General features: G+C 51.6%; 13 protein-coding genes. 11 read left to right on the top strand and 2 right to left on the bottom strand.

All coding sequences use genetic code 11. The annotated features are described in order from the left end of the window. Positions 1–38 precede the first annotated feature (38 nt). From JYB63_RS00445 to kdsB, 6 genes are all read left to right on the top strand, one after another. Positions 39–2,366: a DNA internalization-related competence protein ComEC/Rec2 gene (locus JYB63_RS00445; RefSeq protein ID WP_243431765.1), complete on the top strand. Its 2,328-nt coding sequence runs from the start codon at positions 39–41 to the stop codon at positions 2,364–2,366. Positions 2,367–2,445: 79 nt separating this feature from the next. After that, positions 2,446–3,066 (top strand): MotA/TolQ/ExbB proton channel family protein, encoded by a 621-nt coding sequence (locus tag JYB63_RS00450; protein WP_205655774.1) that lies wholly within the window; start codon positions 2,446–2,448, stop codon positions 3,064–3,066. Positions 3,067–3,075: 9 nt separating this feature from the next. Then, on the top strand, positions 3,076–3,498 hold the full coding sequence (locus JYB63_RS00455; RefSeq protein ID WP_205655775.1) for a biopolymer transporter ExbD: 423 nt from the start codon (positions 3,076–3,078) through the stop codon (positions 3,496–3,498). 1 nt (position 3,499) lies between these two features. Further along, positions 3,500–4,507 carry a tetraacyldisaccharide 4'-kinase gene (gene lpxK, locus JYB63_RS00460; protein WP_205655776.1) on the top strand — a complete coding sequence of 336 codons (1,008 nt, stop codon included), beginning with the start codon at positions 3,500–3,502 and terminating at the stop codon, positions 4,505–4,507. A 9-nt stretch (positions 4,508–4,516) separates the two neighbouring features. Further along, complete coding sequence (locus JYB63_RS00465; RefSeq protein ID WP_205655777.1) at positions 4,517–4,702, top strand: Trm112 family protein; 186 nt, start codon at positions 4,517–4,519, stop codon at positions 4,700–4,702. 12 nt (positions 4,703–4,714) lie between these two features. Beyond that, entirely contained in the window at positions 4,715–5,482 is a 768-nt protein-coding gene (kdsB, locus tag JYB63_RS00470) for a 3-deoxy-manno-octulosonate cytidylyltransferase (protein ID WP_205655778.1), read from the top strand. 67 nt (positions 5,483–5,549) lie between these two features. Here kdsB and JYB63_RS00475 read toward each other — a convergent pair whose 3' ends face one another. Continuing rightward, positions 5,550–5,858 carry a DUF1272 domain-containing protein gene (locus JYB63_RS00475; RefSeq protein WP_205655779.1) on the bottom strand — a complete coding sequence of 103 codons (309 nt, stop codon included), beginning with the start codon at positions 5,856–5,858 and terminating at the stop codon, positions 5,550–5,552. A 146-nt stretch (positions 5,859–6,004) separates the two neighbouring features. Here JYB63_RS00475 and JYB63_RS00480 point away from each other — a divergent pair, with 146 nt between their 5' ends. Both JYB63_RS00480 and murB read left to right on the top strand, forming a co-directional pair. Next, positions 6,005–6,493, top strand: coding sequence for a low molecular weight protein-tyrosine-phosphatase (locus tag JYB63_RS00480; protein WP_205655780.1), 489 nt, complete (start codon positions 6,005–6,007; stop codon positions 6,491–6,493). Next, a complete protein-coding gene (gene murB, locus JYB63_RS00485; protein WP_205655781.1) occupies positions 6,493–7,518 on the top strand; it encodes a UDP-N-acetylmuramate dehydrogenase in 1,026 nt (341 codons plus the stop codon). The genes JYB63_RS00480 and murB overlap by 1 nt, the downstream gene beginning before the upstream one ends. 97 nt (positions 7,519–7,615) lie before the next feature. Here murB and rne read toward each other — a convergent pair whose 3' ends face one another. Then, positions 7,616–10,687, bottom strand: a complete 3,072-nt coding sequence (gene rne, locus JYB63_RS00490) for a ribonuclease E (RefSeq protein WP_205655782.1) — start codon at positions 10,685–10,687, stop codon at positions 7,616–7,618. A gap of 769 nt (positions 10,688–11,456) precedes the next feature. On the opposite strand from rne, the gene rluC reads away from it, so the two are divergent. The 3 genes from rluC (at position 11,457) to cysB (ending at position 14,770) form a co-directional block, all read left to right on the top strand. Next, complete coding sequence (gene rluC / locus JYB63_RS00495; RefSeq protein ID WP_205655783.1) at positions 11,457–12,449, top strand: 23S rRNA pseudouridine(955/2504/2580) synthase RluC; 993 nt, start codon at positions 11,457–11,459, stop codon at positions 12,447–12,449. A 61-nt stretch (positions 12,450–12,510) separates the two neighbouring features. Next, positions 12,511–13,614 (top strand): DNA-binding protein, encoded by a 1,104-nt coding sequence (locus tag JYB63_RS00500; RefSeq protein WP_205655784.1) that lies wholly within the window; start codon positions 12,511–12,513, stop codon positions 13,612–13,614. Between the two features lie 181 nt (positions 13,615–13,795). Then, positions 13,796–14,770: an HTH-type transcriptional regulator CysB gene (gene cysB / locus JYB63_RS00505; RefSeq protein WP_205655785.1), complete on the top strand. Its 975-nt coding sequence runs from the start codon at positions 13,796–13,798 to the stop codon at positions 14,768–14,770. Positions 14,771–14,772 lie beyond the last annotated feature (2 nt).

Consider the following 14,772-nt stretch of genomic DNA (forward strand, 5'->3'; position numbering starts at 1 on the left):
CTACTCCCGTTGCTTAAGCCAACACTGTGAGATCAAGGATGATCGGTTTTTCTATCGCTATAATTCTGAGCAACTATTCTTTTCTGCCCGCTGCCGGTTGGTTATGGCCTGTGGCAGCGCTTTTCTGTGCTGCTTTTCCTGTTTTTCGCCGTTTCGGTTTGTTCGCCTTCTGCCTGGGAATGGCTTATGTGTTTTTCTGGGGACAGTGGCAGTTAAGTCATCGTCTGCCTTTGGACGACAGCCCTTATGATGGCATTGTCAGCGGTGTGGTGGTGGGCTTGCCGGATGAATTTCCGGACCGGGTCCGGTTTGAGTTGTTGCTGGATGCGTCACCTGTTGGCGCTGATTCGCTGAGAAAGATCCGTTTAACCTGGTACAGGCATACACAGAATATTAGCCCCGGGCAGCGCTGGCGTTTCTCTGTTCGCCTTAAGACACCGCGAAGTCTGGTTAATCCGGCGGGATTTGATTTTGCGGCCTGGCATTTGTCCCGGGGAATAGATGCTCGTGGGTATGTCCGGTCTGACTTGTCACCTGAGTTATTGGCTGATGATGCTAAAGGCTTGGTACGGCTTGACCGGCAACGCTATAGGCTGAGCAAGTGGTTGGAAGGGGTTGGTTTTAGCAAACTAACATTGGCGACCTTACAGGCGCTGTTGCTGGGGGATAAGCGTTTTCTTTCTGATACGCAGTGGCAGCTTTTGCAGGATACCGGCACTGTGCATCTGGTGGTTATCAGCGGATTGCATATCGGCATAGTGTGTCTGCTGGGTTACTGGCTTGCAGCACTGTTACAGCTGCCACTGGTTATGCGTCGGATTCAGGTAGCAGATCTTCGGCGTGGAAGAATAGTGCTTGCTTTAGTGTTTGCCACTGTTTATGCCTTTTTGGCCGGCTTCACAATACCGACTCAGCGTGCACTGATCATGGCGGCTGCATTATTGCTGCCGCCGATTTTAGGGGTTGTCATATCTGTTTGGCAGCGGTGGTGGCTTGCTATGCTGCTGGTTTTACTGATTCAGCCACTTAGTCCTTTACAGGCCGGGTTCTGGCTATCCTTTTTTGCGGTGGCGGTTTTGCTGACGGTGGCGACCGGAGAAACTGGTCAGGGGCGTTGGGGTGTATTCAGGCGGATGTTGCTTTCTCAGCTGGCCATTTTTGTAGGGCTTTTTCCGATACTGCTGATTTTTACCGGTAATGTTTCGCTGATTTCTCCGCTGGTGAATATTGTCGCTATTCCTTATATCAGCCTTATCGTGTTGCCGGCTTTGGTCGTGATCATAATGCTGGTAGCGCTTGGGCTTACCGGGTTGTCGGTAATGCTTGCTGAAGAGTTGCTGTCATTGTTCTGGCGGGGCCTGGCATGGGGAGATGATCTGTTAAATCAGTCTGGCTTTATTGTTCAGGCAGAAGAAAAGCTGACTGAACACTTTACGCCGGAGCCCGAATATCTGCTGTTGGCAGTTGTGGGTATTGGTCTGCTGCTGTTGCCGCAGGTGTTTCCGTTCAGAATCATTGGTGCAGTGTTGTGTCTGCCTCTGTTGTTTGGCCGGGGGGATACTGTTCAGCAGGGAGATTTCAAAGCCTGGGTGCTGGATGTGGGGCAGGGGCTGGCTGTACTGGTTAAAACCTCCGAGCATTCTCTGCTATTTGATACCGGCGCCAGCTATCCCGGTGGCAGCGTTGCTCAGAGTTTTGTTATTCCGTCTGCGGGAAGGTCCGGTGTGAATAAGCTGAACTGGCTGGTGGTGAGTCATGGAGATAATGATCATTCCGGCGGGTTTGCGGATGTAAACAGGCAGCTTAAGCCCGGTGAAGTATTTTTTGGCAGCGCTGAATGGCAGGCGCGTGTGGAAAGTGACAGCGGGAAGATACTTGCCTGCGGCGCCGTAAAGGAATTGCAGGCGGACGGGGTGCGGTTCAGGTTTGTTCAGCCGGATAGTAAGTGGTCGGTAAATGAGAATAATAAATCCTGTGTGCTGCTGGTTGAGAATGATAGCTGCCGGCTGGTATTGCCGGGGGATGCTGAGGCAATTATTGAAGAGCAGATTGTAAGAGAAAACGACCCGTTAGCGGCTAAGCATACCTGGCTGGTGGCGGGGCATCACGGCAGTCAGACATCAACCGGTGATCTGTGGCTGGAATGGTTGCAACCCCGACAGGTGATTTTCAGCAGTGGTTATAAAAACCGCTATGGGCATCCTTCTGAAAAGGTTATCGAGCGGCTGGAGCACCGTTTGGTACCATGGTTGGATACAGGCCAGCATGGGGCGGTGGCGTTATCAGCGCAGAATAATAACTGCAGTGCCTTGGCAGCGCGTCAAGTTAAGTGGCGATATTGGTTAGTGGATTCTATTCGCCAATGAGTCGCTATGTTACAGTAGCCCAGCTCTAATTTAGCGGCTTGGTTTTAGCCTGTATCTGCAAGTTTCTGGGAGGCAGTAGGTGTTTGAATTACTTCAGTCCGGCGGTTGGTTAATGATTCCGATCATCGGTTGTTCTGTGATTGCTCTGGCGATATGTCTGGAGCGCTTGTGGGTACTGCAAAAGGACCGGGTTGCGCCGGCTAACCTGTTAGCACGGGTCTGGGAGCTGGCACGTAAAAAAGAACTGGGTGCTGAGCAGCTGAACCAGATTCGCAACGAAAGCGCATTGGGTAAGATTATTGTTGCCGGTCTGAACAGTTCTTCCCATGGCCGGGAGATTATGAAAGAGAGTATTCAGGAAGCTGCCAGTCATGTTGTGCATGAGCTGGAGCGTTTTCTGAGTGCGCTGGGTACCATTGCCTCAATTGCACCTCTGCTGGGCTTACTGGGTACGGTTATAGGAATGATTAAGGTGTTTTCTGAAATCATGCTGCAGGGAACCGGTAACGCTAACGTGCTTGCCGGAGGTATTTCGGAAGCTTTGATTACGACAGCCGCTGGTCTGGCTGTAGCCATTCCGGCGCTCATGTTCCACCGCTACTTCCAGCGTAAGGTCGATACCCTGCTGGTGGAGATGGAACAGGAAGCGATCAAACTGGTTGAAATCGTCCACGGCGACCGTGCCGTTGATTATGAATAAGGCTGTCCTGTGAAGTTTAGACGTAACCGGCCCGCTGATGTAGATGTCAATCTGACCCCTTTGATTGATGTGGTATTTTTGCTGCTGATCTTTTTTATGGTCACCACAACCTTTACTAAAGAAACGCATCTGGCGGTTGAATTGCCGGAAGCGGATGGTCTGGTCGCAGAAGCACCTCTGGATATTCTGGAAGTAGTCGTCAGTGAAGCTGGCAGCTACAGTGTTAACGGCTTGGCGCTGATTAACAGCCAGGCGGATACTTTACGCCGGGCATTGCTCAAGGCTGCCGGTGAAAACCGGGCGTTACCTTTTGTGGTCACTGCTGATGCCAATACGCCCCATCAGGCTGTTGTAACGGTGATGGATGTGGCCGGCAAAATGGGTTTCTCCAGCCTGAGTATCACGACCCAGAAACCACCGGCGGAGCAATAGCTTGGCACTTGAGCAGGCGTGGTACCGGAAGGCCTCCTGGCTGATTATGCTGCGGCCGTTATCTGCTGTGTTTACGGCGCTGGCAGATCGTCGGCGTCGTCAGTACCTGAACGGCAGTAAACCGGTCTGGCGCGCATCTGTCCCGGTGATTGTTGTTGGCAATATTTCTGTCGGCGGAACGGGTAAGTCTCCACTGGTGATCTGGCTGGTTAACTGGTTACGCCAGCAGGGCTATAAGCCGGGTGTTGTCAGTCGGGGCTATGGTGCGAAACCTCCCGCTTTTCCTTTTATTGTCACCCCCGCGACCCTGCCTTCTGAAGGAGGGGATGAGCCGGTCATGATTGCCCGGCGAACGTCTGTACCTCTGGTAATTGATCCGGATCGCCCTGCAGCGGTCAGGCACCTTCAGCAAAGCTTTGATTGCGACATAATTATCAGCGACGATGGCATGCAGCATTATGCCCTGGGGCGTGATATTGAGATTGCTGTTATTGATGGGCAGAGGGGGGTTGCGAACGGTCGCTGTTTACCGGAAGGGCCTTTACGTGAGCCGGTAGAACGCCTTGCAAGTGTTGATCTGATCGTGGTCAATGGCAAAGCAGCGCAGCCCTCTGGCTATTCCTATAGTGAAATGCATTTGCAGCCGGGCAGGGTGCATTCTGTTGATGTAAATAATGGTGTATTACCTGATTTTCTGCATAATTTTGCTGAAACGCATCCGAGCGTGCACGGTGTTGCTGCGATCGGTAACCCTGAGCGGTTTTTCAGTGTGCTTGAAGGGCACGGGTTAACGGTTGAGCGACACGCGTTTTCTGATCACCACGCCTACCAAATGGAGGATTTTTCATTTGTCGGTGGGGAAAGCATTATCATGACTGAGAAAGACGCTGTAAAATGCGCACATCTTCCACTTAAAAATGCCTGGTATCTGCCGGTCGATGCACAACTTGATGACGGGTTTGCAGAACAGTTGACAGAGCGTTTACAGGCGTTGAAATACGACAAATAAGGTTATTACATGGATAAGAAGCTGCTTGATATTCTGGTGTGTCCGGTATCCAAGGCACCGGTTGAATATAATGCCGAGACGAATGAGCTGATCTGCCGTGCCAGTGGTCTGGCATATCCGATACGTGATGACATTCCGGTTATGCTGGAAAATGAAGCGCGTACGCTGAGTGCTGAAGAACGTCTGGAAAAGTAAGGCGGACTTATCATGGGTTTTTCTATTATTATCCCTGCGCGTTACGCTTCATCTCGTTTGCCGGGTAAGCCGTTGGCGGATATTGCCGGTATGCCGATGATTCAGCGGGTGTATCAGCAGGCGCTGAAAAGTGAAGCCCAGCGGGTAGTGATTGCCACTGATGATCAGCGTATCTACGATGTTGCCACAGGCTTTGGGGCAGAAGTATGTATGACCCGCGAAGATCATCCTTCCGGCACTGACCGTTTGCAGGAAGTGGTTCAGCAGCTGGGTTTCTATGCGGATGATATCGTTGTAAATGTGCAGGGGGATGAGCCACTGATCCCGCCCCGGGTGATTAACCAGGTCGCACATAACCTGATGGCCAATCTGGATGCTAGCATAGCGACGCTGAGCGAACCGGTCAGTGATATCGAAGCGGTGCTGAATCCGAATGTTGTTAAAGTGGTCAGCGATACACAGGGGAAGGCGCTGTATTTCAGCCGTGCGCCAATTCCGTGGCCGCGGGATGAGTTTGCTGATCCCCAGGCACGTAATGTGTTACCTGAAGGGGTTAATTTCCAGCGTCATATCGGTATTTATGCTTACCGGGTAAAGTTGCTGAATGACTTTGTACGCTGGGAACCCGCGCCGCTTGAGACAGTTGAGTGTCTGGAGCAGCTCCGGGCTATGTATAACGGTGCGGTAATCCATGTTGATGTGGCGGACGAACTGCCGCCTGCCGGAGTAGATACCGAAGCTGATCTGGAGCGGATACGGGCGCTGTTCAGTGCATCCTGACCGTTATTGAAGCTGTGATCCGAAGCGCTTTATCTGAAGAAGATACAGCGCTTTTTTTATACCCGCTTCAGCGTTCCTGAGGTGTCAGGTGTTTGGTGGTGGCTGAAAATGCACGGATTTCCGCTTCGCTGTAAGGAGTATGCTTTCGGTTTGTGCCGGCAGGGTGGTGTTTAAGGCTGACACCCTCCCGGTGGGCAGTCACCGGCCGGATAGGGCGGGGGCAGAAATTACCGCCGCAATTCGGGCATACGTTTTCCAGTACAGATTCAACGCACTGCCTGCAGAAGGTGCATTCATAGGTGCAGATGCAGGCATCTGCCGAGTCTGGTGGCAGGTCTTTATCGCAGTTCTCACAGTTAGGACGCAGTTCAAGCATAATTTCAGTTCCTGTATAGAATAAATCTGTCAGAAGATGGCCATGCAGCGTATATAATGGCGATATTCATTGGGCTGCATAGCGGCTATTTTTGCAAGATTGTTTACAGTGTTCTGGTAGGTTCTTGTGCTTTTTCAGAGGTATAAATGGAACAGAAAAAAACGAAGGTTCTTTTTGTTTGCCTGGGTAATATTTGTCGCTCGCCAACGGCGCATGGTGTGTTCCGACAGCTGGTTGAGGATCGGGGCCTGTCTCACCTTATCGAAACGGATTCAGCCGGCACCGGTGCTTATCATGTTGGTGAGCCGCCGGATCACCGGGCCACTGCAGAGGCGGCAAAGCGCGGTTATGATCTGAGTGATTTGCGTGCTCGTCAGGCGGTTGCGGCGGATTTTGGATATTACGATTATGTAATCGCGATGGATGTGCAGAACCTGGGTGGCTTGCGCAGCATTTGCCCTGCGGATTATTCCGGTTACCTGGGAATGATGACAGATTTCACCGATAACTATGAGGGTGATGTACCGGACCCGTATTTTGGCGGTGCTGCAGGTTTTACCCATGTGCTGGATATGCTTGAAGATGCCTGTGGTGCTTTGCTGGATCAGATTGCTGCCCGGGGAGTGTCCGGTTAATGGAGTTTTCAGAAAACTATTCCCTGAAAGGTGTTAACAGTTTTGGCTTTGATGTGTCAGCTGAGTACTGCTGTGAGGTAACCAGTCTGGAGGAGCTTCGCGAGGCGCTGGCATTTGCAGACAGTAAAGGTCTTGATGTGCTGGTACTTGGTGGTGGCAGTAACCTGATCTTGGTGGATGATATACCGGGTCTGGTGATTTTGAATCGCTTACAGGGTATTACGGTTAAAGCTGATGCGGATGATCCGGCGAAGGTATGTGTGACAGCTGCGGCCGGTGAAAACTGGCATGATTTCGTACGGTACACACTTGAGAGTGGCGCTTATGGCTTGGAAAATCTGTCGCTGATTCCGGGGACTGTGGGTGCTGCGCCTATGCAGAACATCGGTGCTTACGGTATTGAGATCAAAGACCGTATGCTTAGTCTCAGGGCGCTGGACAGGGAAACCGGAGAGCTGTGTGAATTTACCACTGAAGCCTGTGAGTTTGGTTACCGGGACAGTATTTTTAAGCAGCGTGCTGCAGGGCGTTACATCATTACCGAAGTAACTTTTATGCTTAGTCGGAAGTGTCAGCCAGTGCTGGCATATGCCGGTCTGGCGGATCATTTTGCCGGCTTGGGTATTGAGTCGCCTGACGGTTTGCAGGTCAGTGATTATATCTGTCAGGTTCGTCGTGCTAAGTTGCCTGACCCGGCAGATATCGGTAACGCGGGCAGCTTCTTTAAAAACCCTGTTGTGTCAGCGGCGCGGCGGGAGGCGATTCTGAAGGACTATCCTGATCTGGTCAGTTTTGCAGACGGTGACGGCTATAAGCTGGCCGCTGGCTGGCTGATCGACCGTCTGGGCTGGAAAGGCCGGAGCCAGGGAGATGCCGGTGTGTATGATAAGCAGGCGCTGGTGCTGGTGAATCATGGCGCGGCGAGTGGTGCTGATATTCTGCGGTTAGCCGGGGCGATTCAGGAGGATGTGTTTAGCCACTTTAATGTGCGCCTGGAGATTGAGCCGCGTACTTTTCCTCAATAACAGGAAGGACAGCAAAAAGTGTGAAAATAAAAAAGCCAGCTCTTTAGCTGGCTTTTTTGTGTGCTGACACCGGGCTGGCCGGTGTCGTTACGCGGTATCAAACTTCAGTGGTTTCACTGTCCGTCTGATTGTTTGCCGGTGTTGCCTGCTGGCGGCTGCGCGGGTCATTCGGCGCGCGACGCTGGCGACGCTGGCGTGGAGCAGAGTCCTGATCAGCAACAAGCGGTGCCGGACGGCGTGGTGCGACTGGCTGCGGCTCGATAATTGCTGATGTTGCCGGTTTTGCCTTGCGGGCAGGGCGCTGGCGTCCACGACGCTTGCTGGCAGAAGGTGCTTCTTCTGCTGGCTTGGCGTTGTCTTCAGCAGCGGTTTCCGGCTGATCAGCTTCTTCTGCTGTTTCCGGCTGTGCTTCAGTCGCAGGTGCTTCTTCAGCGACAGGTTCTGCTTCAGCTTCTTCAGTAGTGGTTTCTTCAGTAGCAGCTTCTTCAGTTACTTCTGTTTCGGCCTGCTCAGCTGCTGGCTCCTCAGTAGTAGCTTCTTCAGTAGCAGCTTCTTCAGTAGCAGTTTCTTCGGCTACTGCTTCTTCAGCAGCAGGTGCTTCAGTAACTGTTTCTTCGGAAGCAACCGTTTCGGCTGTTTCTTCAGCAGCTTCAGCAGCTTCAGCTTCCGCTGCAGGCGCTTCAGATGCAGTTGCTTCTTCAGCCGCTTGCGGAGCTGCTTCTTCAGCGACGGCTTCAGTCACTTCTGCAGCAGGAGCTTCTTCAGTTGCAGCCTGTGTTACTTCAGCTACCGGTGTTTCTGCCTTTGGTGCTTCCGCTGCGGCTTCTGCTGGCTCAGCATTTTCAGCTGCAGCAGTTGCGGTTGCTGTTTCAGCATTTTCAGCGACTGCTTCAGTTGTCTCTTCGCGCTTGCGATCCTTACGCGGACGGCGCTGGCGACGCTTACGTTTTGGTTGCTCTTCGTCAGAGGCTGTTGCTGCAGTATCTGGCTTAGGTGCATCAATGGCTGCTTTAGCCGCACTTTCAGTCTGAGCATCTTCAGCATTTGCTACAGGCTGTTCAGTGTTCAGTGCGTTTTCCTGTTGCTCTGAACCGCTGCGACGGGCGTTACGCTCACCGCGACGACGACGTCCACGACGGCGTTCACCGCGGTTGCGGCCATCTTCCTGAACTTCATTTTCCTGTTGCTGCAGGTTTTCTTCCTGAGCTTCAGGCTTGTTGCGTTTCTGATCGCGGTCACGGTCATTGCGACGACGGTTACGTGAACGGCCTTCGCCACGTGGCTTATCGCTGCGGGACTCCTGCTGTTCATCCTTGCTGGCATTCTGCGACTTGTTTTCACCGCGTTCGCGGTCGTCTTTGCGGCGACGGTTACGGCGGTTGTTAGAGCGCTTACGCTCACCGTTATCTTTGTTACGCGGTTTCTTTTCCTGTTCTTTCTTGTCTTCTTCAGGGCTGCTGAACAGGCCAGTAATGGCGGAGATCAGGCCGGACAGGAAAGATTTCTCTTCGCTTTTAGCTGGCTTGCTGGCAGGCGCTGCAGTTGTTTCAGTGCTGACCGGTGCCGGTGTTGGCGGCGCGACGGTACGTACGGCTGCTTTTTCCCGGGCAGGGGTGTTAGTAACTGTATCCGGCTCAGCGATGTCTTCAGGCTCAGGCTGCATTGTATAGCTGGCGTCATTAGTGTTGATCACGGTGTGATCATCACGCAAACGGACAACTTCGTAGTGCGGTGTTTCCATGTTCGGGTTAGGAACAATGACTACCCGTACGTTCTGACGCTGTTCGATATCATGAACTTCGCTACGCTTTTCGTTCAGCAGGAAGGTGGCGACAGAGACCGGCAGAATTGCACGGATCTGTGCGGTCCGTTCCTTAGCAGACTCTTCTTCGATCAGACGCAGAATAGACAGTGCTAGAGACTCGGTGTCACGGATGGTGCCCTGACCGTTACAGCGTGGGCATACAGAGCCGCGGCTTTCGATCAGTGACGGACGCAGACGCTGACGGGACATTTCCATCAGACCAAAGCGAGAGATGCGACCCAGTTGTACGCGGGCGCGGTCGATCTTCATCGCATCGCGCATGCGGTTTTCAACTTCACGCTGGTTCTTGATCGGTGTCATATCGATGAAATCGATAACGATCAGACCGCCGATATCACGTAAGCGCAACTGGCGGCCGATTTCTTCAGCGGCTTCCAGGTTGGTGTGCAGAGCGGTTTCTTCGATGTCGCTGCCGCGGGTTGCCCGTGCGGAGTTGATGTCGATAGACACCAGTGCTTCAGTCGGGTCAATAACAATTGAGCCACCGGAAGGCAGTTGTACTTCACGCTGGAAAGCAGTTTCGATCTGAGTTTCGATCTGGAAACGGTTAAACAGCGGTACCTGTTCGGTATACAGCTTGATCTTCTGTTCGTAGCTAGGCATTACCTGCTTAACGAAGTTCAGTGCGTCCTGGTGGACTTCTTCACTGTCGATCAGTACTTCGCCGATGTCCTGGCGCAGGTAGTCGCGGATCGCGCGGATAACAACGTTGCTTTCCTGGTAGATCAGGAAAGGTGCCGGGCGTTCGCTGGATGCTTTAGTGATGGATTCCCACAGGATCAGCAGGTAATCAAGGTCCCATTGCAGTTCTTCAGAGCTGCGGCCAACACCTGCAGTCCGGACGATAACGCCGGTTTTCTGCGGAATTGTTACGCCGTCCATTGCTTCTTTCAGCTGTTTACGGTCGTCGCCTTCGATGCGGCGGGAGATGCCGCCGGCACGTGGGTTATTAGGCATCAGAACCAGATAACGGCCCGCCAGGCTGATAAAGGTGGTCAGGGCTGCACCCTTGTTGCCACGCTCTTCTTTGTCTACCTGAACGATAACCTCGGTACCTTCAGCAACAACGTCTTTGATGCTTGGGCGGCCGCCTTTGTCGCTGCCTTTGATGAAGTATTCGCGGGAGATTTCTTTCAGTGGCAGGAAGCCGTGACGCTCTGCACCGTAGTCGACGAAAGCGGCTTCCAGGCTTGGTTCTACGCGGGTAATTTTACCCTTGTAGATGTTGGCTTTTTTCTGTTCGCGGGAACCTGACTCAATGTCCAGGTCATACAGGCGCTGGCCATCGACCAGTGCGACGCGCAACTCTTCGGGCTGAGTTGCATTAATGAGCATTCTTTTCATGTTGTGTTAGCGTTCTCTTATAACACTAACGTATTTCATCGCTATGGCTGTTTACGTATGGGGACAGGGCATACCCTGTCACGTGAGTCCAATCTTCGTAACGACATCAATAGTTCAGTTTTTTGCCTGTCTGGTGTGTATTACAGCGCAGACGGGTCTTATCGACGGTGGAGGAAACAGCAGCCTCTATCAGTTTTAGTATCTGATCGTAGCTGTTACTGCGGATCTTTCAGTCCGGTTCAGGCAGTCAGGTTACTTAATCTCTGACTGTTTTCCGTTCTGATGGCACGCAGGTTCCGGGCTGGCGACATCTCCACCTCCAACTGGCCAAAACAGTACCAGAAGGATGAAATACGTAGTTAATTCTGTTGTTTTGATGTTGGTCTTTACGTGTCTGCCTCTGGCAGTGTCTCCGTAGCTGGCTTCTGGCAACCGGTTCGCTTTATGACGTCAGCCTGTGTTTGGTAACAGTGCTGTTTAGCGGGGGTTGCGGAAGCTTTTCGGGCCTTTACTCTGGCTGCTTCGGGATAAAAATACGTAAATATTTCATCATCTTCTGTGCAGGCTGTTGAATAAATCCCTGATTTGGTTATTGACATCAGGTTATTTATCCATAAAAGCAAATTAGCTAAAGCCAAAGGCCTGCAGCAGCGCTAGAATATAGCAGCTATTAACAGGTGCATCAATTCATAGATGTGTCTGAATCTGTCTCATTCAGACAGTTTTGAATAATTTACTTCAGTATCTGTACGAGTGCCGAATTTTAAAGATGTCCGAAAATAATGATGCCCCGAAAAGCCAGGTTCAGTGGTTTGATGTTGATGCTGATCTTGCAGGGCAGCGCATTGATAACTTTTTGCGTACCAAATTAAAAGGCGCCCCTAAGACGCTGGTGTACCGAATCCTGCGCAAAGGTGAGGTAAGGGTTAATAAAAAGCGTATTAAACCGGATTACCGGTTGCAGGAAGGTGATCTTGTCCGGGTACCGCCGCTGCGCCTGACAGAAGCGCGTCAGGCACCGGTGGCCAGTGCCGGCCTTGCTGCCAGCCTGGAAGAGGCTGTGCTTTACGAAGATGCAGATATGATGGTGATCAATAAGCCCAGCGGCCTTGCTGTGCATGGCGGCAGTGGTATCAGTCTCGGGTTGATAGAGACGCTGCGTCAGATTCGTCCTCAGGCTAAGTTTCTTGAACTGGTGCACCGTTTAGACCGTGATACTTCCGGTTGTATTATGGTGGCCAAAAAACGCAGTGCCTTACGTTTCCTGCATGAAGCATTGCGCCAGAAGAAGGTTACCAAGATTTATAATGCTTTGGTGGATGGTAAATGGTCGACCCGTAAAACCAAGGTTGATGCACCACTGCAGAAAAATGAACTTAAGTCCGGGGAGCGCGTCGTAAAGGCACACCCGATGGGTAAGGAGTCCCTGACAGAGTTTAAGGTGCTGCAGCGTTTTGCTGGTTATGCAACCCTGGTTGAGGCCCGTCCGGTGACGGGAAGAACCCATCAGATTCGTGTACACAGTCAGTTTGCCGGCCATCCGATTATCGGAGATGATAAGTACGGCGTGGATGATACAAATAAATTTATGCGCCAGTTTGGCCTTAAGCGTTTATTTCTGCATGCGGTTGAGTTACGCATGCCGCTGCCTTCCGGTGGTCGCAAAGTGATAAAAGCCCCCCTGGGGGATGTGTTACAAAAAGGTATGAGTAATTTGCAGCAACACCTCGCTGAGCGTAATCAGGCGAAGGATGCTGAGTAGTTAGCTGTTATATAATATTAACCTGCAGGTGCGCAGGTGTGGTTTCTATCAGGATGTATCAATGAGTGACAGGGTTGACCCGACTATTTTTAATCTGACTGCAGACAGCATGTTGCAGCGGGGGGTAATTCCAACAACTGAGCTGATCGCTGCTGAGTTAAATACTGAGCCGGATTGCCTTGCGGATATGCTGGCTGAGTGGTGGGACAGCCTCTCCGGCCGCTTACAGGCAGTGAACGGTGACATGATTGCGATCCCGGATGTGCCAAGTAGCCTGAACAAGTCTTTCCAGACTTTATGGAATCAGGCGCTGCAGGAAGCTCAGGCACTGGTTATGAGCGATAAGGAAGACCAGATTCTTGCCGGTGAAGAATCTCGTAAGCACAGCGAGCAGGAATTAAAGCGTCTCTACGAAGATCAGACTGAGCAGGAGAATAAGTACCGTCACCTGCGGGCGAAGCTGGAATCCGAAACCAGTCAGATTCAGGCACTGGAAGCTGAAATTTCTGTGCTGAAAATTAATCTTGGTGCAGTCACGTCAGATCTGAAAACTGCTGAACAACGTTATCATAACGTTGAGCAGGAGATGGCGTTATTGCAGAAGAAGCTGGATGATTCCAAGCGTACTTTCGATCAGCGGGTTAAAGATGAACAGCGTCACAGCCTTGAGCAGGTAAGTAAGGCCGAGGCGGATGTCCGTTATTACCGCGGCTCACTGGATAAGATCCGTGATGAAAGTGGCCGTAAAGAGTCCGCGCTTACCAAAGAGATTCATGATCTGCAGGCCGTGGTGGCCAAGCGGGACGTGAAACTGGATTCCCAGAAGAATCAGGTCAAAATTCTTGAAGATGAGCTGAAGCGTTATAAAACAGATGTTGATCTGGGTTCCCGTCAGCTGAATAAGGTGTCTGGTTCGATTTTGTCTGAGCAGAATAAGAACAAGCGTCTGTCTGATAAAGTAAAAGAGCTGACTGAAGAGACTAAGCGTCTGAATCAGAAGCAGCTGGCTGCAGCCAATGAGGCTACCCGCCGTGAAAGCGCCCTGCGTGGCCAGGTTAAACTGAAAGATGATGAGCTGATCCGTGCGATTGGCCGGGTGACCGGTCTGGAGAAGCGTATCACCTCTCAGGAAGAAGAAATCCGCCGTTTAAAATCCCGTCTGTAAGCCTTTCCTTAAAATAGCCCCTGCAGTTGACTGCAGGGGCTGGCAACCACACGAATTCTGTGTGAATATACGTCCTATATAATTATTAGTTATTAATAATGCTTTTGTTACTTCTGTTTTGCTGATTTTCGAGCGGGGTGCGTTCAGCGGGACAGTTTTTGATCCGAGTCTGGAGGTTTGCATGAAGTTGCAACAGTTGCGCTATATCTGGGAAGTTGCCCGCCATGATCTGAATGTTTCAGCAACAGCTCAGAGTTTATATACATCGCAGCCGGGTATCAGTAAGCAGATTCGCTTACTGGAAGATGAGTTAGGGGTAGAAGTTTTTGCCCGCAGTGGTAAACACCTGACCCGGGTAACGCCGGCGGGTGAAAAAATTCTGGAAGTGGCCGGTGATATTCTGCGTAAGGTAGAGAGTATTAAGCAGGTTGCGCAAGAGTTCAGTGATGAGAAGATGGGGAGCCTGGATGTTGCCACGACCCATACTCAGGCACGTTATGCATTACCGGAAACGATAAACGGTTTTATGCAGTCTTACCCGGATGTGTCTTTGCATATGCATCAGGGTACGCCTATGCAGATTGCTGAAATGGCGGCAGACGGTACCGTGGATTTCTGTATCGCCACAGAAGCCATGAGTCACTTTAATGATTTGATCATGATGCCCTGTTACCGCTGGAACCGTTCGGTTGTGGTGCCTAAGGACCATCCGCTGGCGCAGGTGTCACGTCTGACCCTGAAAGATATCGCTGATTATCCGATCGTTACTTACGTATTTGGCTTTACCGGCCGTTCCAAGCTGGATGATGCCTTCATCCGTGAAGGGCTGGACCCGCGGGTCGTCTTTACGGCGGTAGATTCAGATGTGATCAAAACCTATGTCCGTTTAGGGCTGGGGATCGGCATTATTGCTACGATGGCATTTGATGAGGCGGCAGATCACGGTCTGGTGTGTCTGGATGCCAGTCATCTGTTTGAAGCCAGTTATACTAAGATCGGCTTCCGTAAAGGTACCTTCCTGCGTGGTTATATGTATGACTTCATTCAAAAGTTTGCCCCGCACCTGACGCCGGACGTTGTCCGTGAAGTTCAGGCCTGCAATAACCGGGCTGAGGTGGAAGAGATGTTTGCCAATCAGGTGTTGCCTGAGCTCTGATA

It is taken from the genome of Aliamphritea spongicola (assembly GCF_017051665.1).
GTDB lineage: Bacteria > Pseudomonadota > Gammaproteobacteria > Pseudomonadales > Balneatricaceae > Amphritea > Amphritea spongicola.

Coding starts and splice junctions, on each gene's coding strand:
- murB (WP_205655781.1), top strand. CDS start 6,493: ATGGAGTTTTCAGAAAACTATTCCCTGAAAGGTGTTAACAGTTTTGGC.
- JYB63_RS00475 (WP_205655779.1), bottom strand. CDS start 5,858: ATGCTTGAACTGCGTCCTAACTGTGAGAACTGCGATAAAGACCTGCCA.
- JYB63_RS00500 (WP_205655784.1), top strand. CDS start 12,511: ATGAGTGACAGGGTTGACCCGACTATTTTTAATCTGACTGCAGACAGC.
- JYB63_RS00480 (WP_205655780.1), top strand. CDS start 6,005: ATGGAACAGAAAAAAACGAAGGTTCTTTTTGTTTGCCTGGGTAATATT.
- rne (WP_205655782.1), bottom strand. CDS start 10,687: ATGAAAAGAATGCTCATTAATGCAACTCAGCCCGAAGAGTTGCGCGTC.
- JYB63_RS00445 (WP_243431765.1), top strand. CDS start 39: ATGATCGGTTTTTCTATCGCTATAATTCTGAGCAACTATTCTTTTCTG.
- kdsB (WP_205655778.1), top strand. CDS start 4,715: ATGGGTTTTTCTATTATTATCCCTGCGCGTTACGCTTCATCTCGTTTG.
- cysB (WP_205655785.1), top strand. CDS start 13,796: ATGAAGTTGCAACAGTTGCGCTATATCTGGGAAGTTGCCCGCCATGAT.
- JYB63_RS00465 (WP_205655777.1), top strand. CDS start 4,517: ATGGATAAGAAGCTGCTTGATATTCTGGTGTGTCCGGTATCCAAGGCA.
- rluC (WP_205655783.1), top strand. CDS start 11,457: ATGTCCGAAAATAATGATGCCCCGAAAAGCCAGGTTCAGTGGTTTGAT.